This window comes from Roseomonas sp. USHLN139, assembly GCF_037145735.1.
Classification (GTDB): Bacteria; Pseudomonadota; Alphaproteobacteria; order Acetobacterales; family Acetobacteraceae; genus Pseudoroseomonas.
On record NZ_JBBCWY010000010.1, the window covers coordinates 122,330 to 131,901 of the forward strand.

General features: G+C 74.1%; 11 protein-coding genes and 1 tRNA gene. 5 read left to right on the top strand and 7 right to left on the bottom strand.

Going from position 1 to position 9,572, the window contains the following annotated elements:
* The first annotated feature begins 159 nt into the window (after window positions 1-159).
* On the top strand, window positions 160-2,229 hold the full coding sequence (locus WFI16_RS22620; RefSeq protein ID WP_419900117.1) for a methyl-accepting chemotaxis protein: 2,070 nt from the start codon (window positions 160-162) through the stop codon (window positions 2,227-2,229).
* 94 nt (window positions 2,230-2,323) lie between these two features.
* On the opposite strand, the gene WFI16_RS22625 is transcribed toward WFI16_RS22620, so the two are convergent.
* The gene (locus WFI16_RS22625) at window positions 2,324-3,046 is read right to left on the bottom strand and encodes a hypothetical protein (RefSeq protein ID WP_419900118.1); all 723 of its coding nucleotides are present in this window, start codon (window positions 3,044-3,046) and stop codon (window positions 2,324-2,326) included.
* A 206-nt stretch (window positions 3,047-3,252) separates the two neighbouring features.
* Between WFI16_RS22625 and WFI16_RS22630 the strand changes: the two genes are divergently transcribed.
* On the top strand, window positions 3,253-4,047 hold the full coding sequence (locus tag WFI16_RS22630) for an SH3 domain-containing protein (protein ID WP_419900119.1): 795 nt from the start codon (window positions 3,253-3,255) through the stop codon (window positions 4,045-4,047).
* Window position 4,048: 1 nt separating this feature from the next.
* Here the strand turns inward: WFI16_RS22630 and WFI16_RS22635 are convergent, their stop codons facing one another.
* Together WFI16_RS22635 and WFI16_RS22640 are read right to left on the bottom strand one after the other, a co-directional pair.
* Window positions 4,049-4,504 carry a TonB family protein gene (locus WFI16_RS22635; RefSeq protein WP_419900120.1) on the bottom strand — a complete coding sequence of 152 codons (456 nt, stop codon included), beginning with the start codon at window positions 4,502-4,504 and terminating at the stop codon, window positions 4,049-4,051.
* 115 nt (window positions 4,505-4,619) lie between these two features.
* On the bottom strand, window positions 4,620-4,928 hold the full coding sequence (locus WFI16_RS22640) for a hypothetical protein (protein WP_419900121.1): 309 nt from the start codon (window positions 4,926-4,928) through the stop codon (window positions 4,620-4,622).
* 200 nt (window positions 4,929-5,128) lie between these two features.
* On the opposite strand from WFI16_RS22640, the gene WFI16_RS22645 reads away from it, so the two are divergent.
* The gene (locus WFI16_RS22645) at window positions 5,129-6,550 is read left to right on the top strand and encodes a BNR repeat-containing protein (RefSeq protein ID WP_419900122.1); all 1,422 of its coding nucleotides are present in this window, start codon (window positions 5,129-5,131) and stop codon (window positions 6,548-6,550) included.
* 39 nt (window positions 6,551-6,589) lie between these two features.
* Here the strand turns inward: WFI16_RS22645 and WFI16_RS22650 are convergent, their stop codons facing one another.
* A complete protein-coding gene (locus WFI16_RS22650; RefSeq protein WP_419900123.1) occupies window positions 6,590-6,814 on the bottom strand; it encodes a hypothetical protein in 225 nt (74 codons plus the stop codon).
* 226 nt (window positions 6,815-7,040) lie between these two features.
* Between WFI16_RS22650 and WFI16_RS22655 the strand changes: the two genes are divergently transcribed.
* Window positions 7,041-7,283, top strand: coding sequence for a hypothetical protein (locus WFI16_RS22655; protein WP_419900124.1), 243 nt, complete (start codon window positions 7,041-7,043; stop codon window positions 7,281-7,283).
* A 17-nt stretch (window positions 7,284-7,300) separates the two neighbouring features.
* On the opposite strand, the gene WFI16_RS22660 is transcribed toward WFI16_RS22655, so the two are convergent.
* Both WFI16_RS22660 and WFI16_RS22665 read right to left on the bottom strand, forming a co-directional pair.
* A complete protein-coding gene (locus WFI16_RS22660) occupies window positions 7,301-7,867 on the bottom strand; it encodes a hypothetical protein (RefSeq protein WP_419900125.1) in 567 nt (188 codons plus the stop codon).
* Window positions 7,868-7,974: 107 nt separating this feature from the next.
* Window positions 7,975-8,202: a hypothetical protein gene (locus WFI16_RS22665; protein ID WP_419900126.1), complete on the bottom strand. Its 228-nt coding sequence runs from the start codon at window positions 8,200-8,202 to the stop codon at window positions 7,975-7,977.
* A gap of 557 nt (window positions 8,203-8,759) precedes the next feature.
* Here WFI16_RS22665 and WFI16_RS22670 point away from each other — a divergent pair.
* The gene (locus WFI16_RS22670) at window positions 8,760-9,398 is read left to right on the top strand and encodes a hypothetical protein (RefSeq protein ID WP_419900127.1); all 639 of its coding nucleotides are present in this window, start codon (window positions 8,760-8,762) and stop codon (window positions 9,396-9,398) included.
* Window positions 9,399-9,465: 67 nt separating this feature from the next.
* Here WFI16_RS22670 and WFI16_RS22675 read toward each other — a convergent pair.
* Window positions 9,466-9,539: transfer RNA gene (locus WFI16_RS22675), tRNA-Met, on the bottom strand.
* Window positions 9,540-9,572 lie beyond the last annotated feature (33 nt).

A 9,572-nucleotide genomic window follows, 5' to 3' on the forward strand; every position in this document is an offset into this window, starting at 1 on the left:
GCGCGGCCGGGGACCGGGCGGAAAACGTTATTCCGCAAGAACTTCCGCAGATACTAAGCCTTGCGTGCGATCAAGCTGGCCTCCGTTATGGATTCAGCTTCGATTAATGAATCCACGGCACATCCCTGGGACAAGAACTTGTCGACCAGGGATTCCTTCATGCGCATCCGCACGCTGCTGCTGGCGGCCTTCACCGTCATCGCCCTGCCCGGGGCCGCCGGGCTGAGCTGGCAGGCCAGCCGCGCCTGGAATGCCTGGCAGAGGGCGGAGCGTGCGACGGTCTCGGCCGGCGTCGTCGCCGATGCGCTGCGCGCCTATACGGCGATCGCCGTGGAATCCGGCGTGCTCAGCGCCAGCGCCCGCACCGGCCGCGCGCTGGAGGCCGATCTGGCCGCCGCCGCCCGCGTCAGCGACGCCGCGCTGAACGCCGCCCGCGCCGGCCTGGTCGAGGAAGGCCTCGACCCCCGCGCGATCGACGAGACCATGCGCGCCCTCGGCCAGATCCGCCGCCGCGTCGCCGAAGCCGCCGCCCGCACGCCGGGCCAGGCCGATGCGCCGCTGGTGGCCGCCATCCTGGCGCTGCGCGGCGAGGCGGGCGGCCAGGTCGACACCGTGGCCCGTGCCGCCGAGGCCCGCATCAGCGAGGCGGCCCCCGGCGTCGCCCTGCTGACCCAGATCGCCCGCCAGGCCATGGCGGCGCGCGAGGAAGCCGGCGCCCGCAGCCTGCTGATCAATAGCTGGCTGGCCGGCGCCCCGGTGGATGCCGGCCGCGTGGCGCAGGGCCTGGCCTTCGGCGGCCGCATCGACCAGGCCTGGTCGGCGGCGCAGCGCCTGGTGGAGGCCGCCGGCAACCCGGTCCTGACCGCCGCCCTGGCGCGCGCCGCCCAGGATTATTTCCAGGCCGCCGAGCCGCGCTACCGCAGCTTCGTCGAGGCCGCCCTGGCCCACCTGGCCGCGCCCGGCACCCCGCCGGCCTGGCCGGCGACCAGCGCCGAATACGGCCCCTGGACGCCGCCGGCCCTGGCGAAGCTGGTGCCGCTGCGCGATGCCGCGCTGGACCAGGCGGCGGCGCAGGGCCAGGCCGCGGCCGCCACCGCCCAGACCATCCTGGCCATCAGCCTGGCCCTGGCCTTCGCCGCGGTGGTGCTCGCCATCGGCGGCGTCCTCCTCCTCCTGAAGCGGCTGGTGGCGCCGGTGCGGCAGCTGACCGCGGGCGTCGGGCGGATCGCGGCGGGCGAGCTGGAGATCGCGGTGCCGCATCGCGGGCGGGCCGACGAGGTGGGCGAGATGGCGGAGGCGGTGGAGGTGCTGCGGGCCAATTCGGTGGAGCGCCGCCGGATGGAGGAGGCGGCCGCGCGCGCCCAGGCCGAGCGCGCGCGCCGCGCGCAGCATCTGGAGGCGCTGGTGCGCGACTTCGAGGGGCGGGTGGGCGAGATGACCTCGATCGTCTCCTCGGCCTCGTCGGAGCTGGAGGCGACGGCGCGGGCGATGAGCGAGACGGCGGCGATGACCAACCGTCAGGCCGGCACGGTGGTGGGCGCGGCCGGCGAGGCCAGCAGCGGCGTGCAGACGGTGGCGGCGGCGGCGGAGGAGCTGGCGGCCTCGATCCAGGAGATCAGCCGGCAGGTCGGGCAGGCGACCGCGGTGGCCAGCCGGGCGGTGGAGGATGCGCAGCGCACCGATGGCGTGGTGCAGGTGCTGGCGGTCGGCGCGCAGAAGATCGGCGACGTGGTGAAGCTGATCAGCGACATCGCCGGGCAGACCAACCTGCTGGCGCTGAACGCGACGATCGAGGCGGCGCGAGCGGGCGAGGCCGGCAAGGGCTTTGCCGTCGTCGCCTCCGAGGTGAAGTCGCTGGCCGGGCAGACGGCGCGGGCGACGGAGGAGATCAGCAGCCAGATCGGCCAGATCCAGCTGGCGACGGGGGAGGCGGTGACGGCGATCGGCGCCATCTCGCGCACCATTGGCGAGGTCAGCAGCATCGCGGTGGCGATCGCGGCGGCGGTGGAGGAGCAGAGCAGCGCGACGAGCGAGATCGCGCGGACGGTGCAGCACACGGCCGAGGCGACCGGGCAGGTCAGCGCCAATATCGCGGCGGTGAGCGAGGGCTCGACCGAGACCGGCACGGCGGCGAACCAGGTGCTGGCCGCCGCCTCGGAGCTGGCGCGCCAGTCGGAGCAGCTCACCGAGCGCGTCGGCACCTTCGTCACCGAGGTGCGGGCCGCCTGAGGCACCAGCGGGGCCGGATGAATAGCGCCGGGCCGGCAGGCCCGGCGGGACGGCGCCGCGCGCTCAGCCGCGCCGGGTCATCCGGCGGGCGCGGTCAGACGACGAAATTCACCAGCCCGCTGCCGCCGCGCGGCACCGCGGCGCCGGGGCGGGCGGCCAGGGGCACCACCTCGACCGTCGCGGCGGGGGTGCCGCCAGCGCCCTGGCCGGCATGCACCGGGCCGGCATGGCCCTGGCCCGCATGACCCGCCGCGGGATGGCCCTGGCCCGAGCTGCCCTTGATCGACACCCCGGTGGCGAAGCTGGCGGACAGCGCCTCGGCCACCGCCGCCTCGGTGCCACGGCCGGTGCCATCGGCGGTCTCGCCGCCGCCCAGGGCGGCGCGGACGTGGTCGGCGACGGATTCGCGCCGGCCGCTCTCGCCGGCAATGCTGCCCATCGAGTCGCCGCCCTGCTGCACGGCGCTGGCAAAGCCGCCGGCCGACATGGCGGAGACCGCGGCACCACCGCCCGGCGTGGTGACGATGACCAGCACCGTGTCCTCGCCGGCGGCGCGCATGGCGGCGGCCTGGCTGATGATGTCCTCGAGGAAGCGCGGGTCGATGGCGCTGCCGCCGGCGGCCATCACCGGCTTGAAGGCGGCCAGCAGGCCGGCGACCTCGCGCGACGACATGCCGCTGGATTCGGGGGCTGCAGCGCCCGTGGCGGCCGCCTCGCCCGCCTGCCGCTCGCCCACGGCCGGACGTCCCGCCGTGGCCTGGAAGCCATTGGCGAGCGCGGAAGGCAGCGCAAAGCGGGATGCACCGACGGACTGCATGAGGCCAAGCTTACGGCAAAGCCCGGTCATTGTCTTACCAAAATACCATGACAGCGCTGGGAAGAGGGGGATATGCCGCGTTCGTGAGGGGTTTTGGCCAGCCAGCCAGCCGCATGGCCCGCGGCGGCAACGCTCGCCGCCGCCGCCGCGTTGCTGCCGCGGGACGGCCGCGCGGGATGCGGCCAGGATGGCTGGGGAGAGCGGCGATGCGGGTCAACAGGCTGTGGACGATGCTGCCCTGCGCCCCCCTGCTGATGGCCGGGCTGCTGCTGGCCGGCTGCAAGGAGGAGAAGCAGGCCGAGGCGCCCGACCGCGCCTATGCGGCGGCGGTGCAGCGCGCGGCCGAGGCGGAGCTGGTCAAGCTCGCCGGCGGCGAGGTGGCGCTGCGTGGCGTCCAGGTCTGGCGCCAGGCGGCGGCCGAGACCAGCGCCGTCTGCGGCCAGGTCAATCTGCGCAAGGGCGTGCCCGGCGGCGCCTTCACCCTGTTCGTTGCGGTGGTGACGCCGCAGCAGGCCGGCGACCCGCGCGGCCCGCTGAAGGCCGAGCAGCATGTGGCGACCAGCGACACCTCGGCCAGCCGGGTCTTCGTCGAGACGCTGCTGCGCTGCTATGACGGCGGCGGCCCGGCGACCCAGCGGGTCGGCGCCCCGCCGCTGGTGCCGCCGGTGCCCGACCAGCTGCCCGACATGGCCGCCAGCACCCGCCCGCCGCCGGCGCCGCCCCCCCTGCCCGCCAGCCAGACGGCCAATACGCCGCCGCCGGCCGGCGAGGGCCCGCTGGCGGTGACCGCCGCGCCGGTCGGCCGCGGCGCGGCGCTGGGCCAGGTCACCATGCGGCAGAACGGCAATCTGCGCGCCCATCCGAATGGCGGCGGCGAGGTGATGCGGGTGATCGCCCAGGGCTCCAGCCTGACCGTCTTCGAGGAGGCGCCGGGCGGCTGGCTGCGGGTTGGCGACGGCGAGCCCTGGGGCTGGATCCATACCAGCCTGACCGCCCGCTGAGCTATTTCGGGCCCATCAGCGCCGGCGCCGTCTGGCGCTGCCGCGCGGCGAACTGCACCGGCACCGCCATCGGCACCAGCCCGTCCTTCAGCAGCTGCGGCGGCGGGGGCGGCAGCGGCTGGGCGGCCATCACCATGATGGCGGCGGCGGCGTCCAGCTTCGGCTGGCCGGAGCTTTCCCGCACCTCGGGCGCGCGGATGCGGCCGACGGCATCGACCGAGAAATGCACGATGGCGCGGGCGGCGCCGAGCGGCCCGACCAGCGGATCGGCCGGATCGCGCGGGTCATAGCGCTGGGCAACGATCTTCTGGGAGACGGCGGCGAACCAGCGGCGCGCCGCCTCCTCCGGCGTGGCCGCGGCGGCCACGGAGGCCGGTGCCGAGGCCGAGGCGTCCGCCTGCGGATCCGGCGCGGCGCAGGCGGCGAGCAGGGCGGCCAGCGGGATCAACCGGAGCATCGGGCAACCAGACATCCATTCCCTCCATCGTGAAGACCCAGCTAGCAGGCGGGTGGGCATCACGACAGGGGGCTTGCCGTTCTGCGCGGATCACGGCGCCGCAGCCGGCAGGGCCTCAGAACCGGCCGGCCGAGGCCACCACCAGCACGGTCAGCACCAGCATGCCGAGCAGGCTGAGCAGGGCCAGCAGGCGGTTGCTCATGCCAAGGCCCGGCGGCCCCTCGGGCACCCGGCCGGCCACCCTGGCCAGCGCCGGCCGCAGCGGGGCGGCGGCGTGGTGGTGCCGGGCGGCCTCGACGCATTCCGGGCAGATCAGCACATAGCCGGCCCTGTCGCGCCCGGCGAAGCCCTTGCGGACATAGAATTGCAGCAGGCCGGACCGCGCCGTCTCGCGGTGGCAGCGATAGCAGGGGGTGGTCTCCATGCCTGTTTCCATGCCTGTTCTTCTGGCCGGCAGACCGGGTCTTCCGGCCCTCCCCCGGCATCGAGCCAGCAAATCCTTGCCAGCTTGCGAACCGTGAAGACTTCTCCACGGGGGGCGGCATTGCGGCAACCTGGCCGGCGCCCCCAGGTTCAGCCGGCGCGGGCCGCCAGGCCCGCCGCCATGTCGCACGGGATGGATCGATGACCCTGGCCTTGCCGAACCCGGCCCTGCTGGCCCGCCGCCTGCCGCTCGCCGCCGCCGCTGCCCTGCTGGGCGCCGGGCTGCTGGCGCTGCCCGCCCGGGCGGAGGCCCCCTCCTGCAGCCCGGCCCCGGCCCAGCCGGTGGACGGCCGCCCCACCTACGAGCTCGCCCAGGTCTGGAGCGGCGTGCGCACCGAGATGGGCGCCGCCCGCGCGCCCAATGGCCAGCTGCTGGTCGCCTATTACGACGCCGAGCGCTGGCTGACGGTCGCGGCGCTCGACCCAGCCCGCGGCCAGGTCTGCCGGCTGCGGCTGCCCTCGCGCTTCGGCGGCTGGGACGCGCATAACGACATCGCCATGGCGCTCGCCGCCGACGGCACGGTGCACATCGTCGGCAATCTGCATGGCGACAAGCTGTTCTATGCCGCCGGCCGGGCGGATGACCTGGCCAGCGTGAAGCCGATGCCGATGCTGGGGCGCGACGAGGAGCGGGTGACCTACCCGACCTTCCTGCGCACGCCGGACAACGGGCTGCTGTTCTTCTACCGCAACGGCGCCTCGGGCCACGGCACCTGGCTGGTGAACCGCTGGCAGGGCGGGCGATGGCAGCGCGGCGCGGAGATCTTCGCCGGACGCGACCGCGAGGGCCGGCTGAGCGCCTATCCCGGCTTCGCCATGGCGCCGGACGGCACGCTGCATGTCGCCATCATGTGGCGCCGCACCGGCGACGTCGCCTCCAACTTCGCGGTCAGCTATGCGCGCTCCCGCGACTTCCGCCGCTGGGAGGGGTTCTCGGCCGCCCCGCACGAAGCCCCGGTCGGGCCGGACGACATCGACCGGGTCGACAGCCCCGGCCCCAACCGGGGCCTGGTCAACAATCCGCGGCTGGTGCTGACCCCGGAGGGCCAGCCGGTGATCTTCTACCCGCGCCAAAGCGAGGACGGGAAGGACGCGGTCGTCGCCGCCCGGCCGGAAGGCGGGCGCTGGGTGGTGAAGGAGATCGCCCGCTCCGACCGGCACACCCAGGTCGCCGGCACCGGCTCGATGGGGCGGTTGCCGAGCGTCTCGGCCGTGGCGGATGGCTGGACCGCGGGGGTGATCGTCGGTCTGCCGGGCCAGCCGCCGCAGCGGCTGCAGGTCGATCTGCGCAGCCTGGCACCGCGCCCCGCCGCGGACGGGGCGCGGATGGCGGCCACCAGCCGGGCGCCGCGCGGCGAGGCCGGCATCGAGCTGCCGCCCGGCCTGGCCTCGGCCCGGGTCGGCCAGCAGGTGGTGCTGCAATCCGGCTTCGACGGCCCGAAACAGGGGCGGCTGAGCTGGTACGCCCAGAGCTCCAACCGCGACCGGCCGCGCGACTGCACGCCGCAGGCGCCGGCCGCCTGCCAGCCGCCGCCCTCGCCGCTGCGCTGGACGGCCCCCTGAGGCCGGCCGTCCGGGATCACCCACCCGCCGGCCGGCGGCTCAGAGGTAGCGGCCGCGTTCCATGATCTCGAGCTGGTAGTCGCGGTAGCTCATGCCGAGCTCCTCCGCCCGGGCCAGGCGGCGGAGCGCGATCTCGCGCGGCGGCGTCTTCCAGGCCCGGCGATGCGCGCGGCGCCAGTTCCAGGCGTTCCAGCCGAGCGCCTCCTCCGGCGTCTCGAGCGGCGGGCCGCCATTATGGCCTAGGCGGGGCGGAGCATCGGTCATGCGGGAGACTTCTTCCGGGACGCTCCAGCTTGCGCCGCTAGGTCGGCGACTGGCGAGGATTTCCTGCCGGGAGACCTTTCCTCGCGGGGAGATGAGGGGGCCCTGCCCCTGATCTTTCAGGCGCTTGCGCCGCCGCCGCCGGTGGCGCCGCGCATCCTGCTTGATCGGCCTCGCGGCCGCGCCCAGGAATCGTCCGAAGGACAGGGAACCGAGGAAGGAGCGCTCCATGACCCCCGAGCAGCTTGCCACCATCGCCGCCGCCAATGCCGCGCAGGTGGAGCGCGCCCGGCAGACCGCGCCGCAGCCGCCGGGCCTGCTCGAGGCGCTGGGCGAGGGCGCCGTCCAGCTCGAGACCGCCGGCCGCCTGGTCGAGCTGGCCGGCGATGTCGGCGGGCTGGTGCTGAGCGGGCTGCGGGCCACCGGCAGCTGCGTCGGCGCGGTCTGCGACCTGCTGCCCAGCCTGGACTGAGCTTTCAGGACTAGGCTTCAGCCCTTGGGCATGGCGGCGCCGCCCGGCGGGGCGGCAGGAGTGCCGGCGGCATCGGGCCGCGCCGCGCTGACCGGCTGGCCATTGCCGGTGAAGCTCAGCCGGGTCACCGAACCGCTCAGATCGGTGGCGGTGCAGGTCGCGCGATGCCAGGTCTGGCCGTCGGTCGACATGCTGATGTCGCAGCTGCCGCGCACCTGCTTGGCCATGCTGCGGCCGTCGATCGAGGTGTGCATGCGGGTCAGGCCGAGATGATAATCCTCCGGCCGCGGCTGGCTGTCGCGATCGGCCTGGAAGCCGATGGTGACGCCGCGGCCGCTCTGCACCGACAGCAGGATGCTGCCGTCGCGGTGCTGGACATAGACCAGCCCGCTGCTGCAGGGGCGCGGATCATTGTCCACGGTCATCTGGCAGCTGCCGGGGGCGCCGATCACCAGCTTCGGCATCGGCTGGCCCTGCGCCTGCGCCTGGGCCGGCGACTGGGTGGTCGGCTGGGTGGTCATCTGGGCCAGGGCGATCGCCGGCGACAGTGCCAGGGCAGCGGCCGCGGTGAGGATGGGGCGCATGCGGTTTCTCCCTCGTGTTCCGTTGCAATCCGGGTGACGGACCCAGGCTGCGGCGAAAGCCGGCGGCAATGCGGCGCCCGGCCGCAAAGCTGCGTGAGGGAGGCGCCTCAGCGCCGCAGGAAGCGCGCCGCCAGCATCAGCAGCACGCCGACCGCGATGACGCCGAAGGTGGTGGGCGAGGCATACCAGGCGTCCAGCACCGCTTCCGGCAGCCAGGCCAGCCAGGACAGCGCTTGGCGCGGGATCCAGAGCAGCGCGTCCCAGCCGACCACCGAGGCGGCGATGCCGAGCGCCACCAGGAAGACGCCAAGCGACCATAGCCGCGCCGAGGTCACAGGACGGCCTGTCGGGAGAGAGGATCGGTCATGGCGGCAGCCTGGCCAGGAATTGCGGCGGAAATACAGGGCGCGGAGGCGCGGGGAATGCCGGGCTGCCGCGGCGGGCGCCTCACCGGCGATTCTTCAGCCACAGCGTCAGGAACATCACGATGACCATGATGGTGACGCCGGTGCGGTGCTGGCTGATCCATTCCAGCGCCTGCTGCAGGGGCATTCGCGTGATCCTCTGTCATGATGCACGGCCAGCGTGTCCGGCGGCAGGCGTGCGGGCGCGCGGCCACGGAGTCAATGGCGGGCATCCCGATGGCCTGCCCCGGGCGGCGGCGGCGGTCCGGACGGGATTCTGCTGGCGCCTGGCCGGAGGCGGCCCATAATGCCGGCGTGACGCTGCAGCAGAACCGAAGATCCTCCCCTGCCGGAAGGCTATCCGCCGGTGGCGCCCTGCATGATGGGCCATCCTCGCGCCCGGGCCCAAGGGCGGCGGAGGGGCTGCCACAGGGCTGGTGCCGTCAGCCGGCTCGTCCCGTCCAGACCGGCGTAGCCGTGCGGTCTTCATGCCGCTGACGCGGCGGCGCGCCGCGGCGGCGGCAGCCCTGGCCCTGCTGCTGCCGGCCTGTGCCAGCAGCCTGCCCGACCTTGTCGAGGTGCCACAGCCGGTGGCGGATGCGGCGGCGGGACGGGTGATCCTGTTCACCGGCCTGAACTGGTTCGGCGAAAGCTATCGCGGCACCGGCACCGATGCCCTGGCGCAGCGGATCCGGGCCGCCGGGGTCCCGGCCAGCATCTACACGCCCGGCGCCTGGGAGAAGGCGGCCGAGGCGGTGCTGCAGCTGACGCCGCGGCCCGCCGCCCTGGCTGTCTATGGCTATTCGGCCGGGGGCAGCGCGGCGGTGCGCTTCGCCCGGCGCCTGGGGGAGGCAGGCATCGCCATCGAAACCCTGGTGTTGCTGGAAGCCTGGAATGCGGCGGAGATCCCCTGCACGGTCAGGCTGGCCGTCCAGTACCGCCTGGAACCCGGCAATGCCATGACGGCGGCCCGGCCCGGATGCACGCGGCTGGTCGAAGCCCTGATCGATGACAGGCAAGCCGGTCGCGCCAGCCCGCTGGGGCATCTGACCGTGGCGGTGGAGGCCGAGGTGCTGGATCTGCTCGCCAGTCAGCTGCTGCAGGACGGCCAGGTCCGCCGGCGCTAACGAGCCGGAGACGCAAAAAAGCCGCCCTGGCTTATGGCCTTGGGCGGCTGATCTGATTTTGTTTGGGATGCGGGGACAGGATTTGAACCTGTGACCTTCAGGTTATGAGCCTGACGAGCTACCGGGCTGCTCCACCCCGCGGTGGTGATGGTTGATCAAGTGGAGATCATGAGG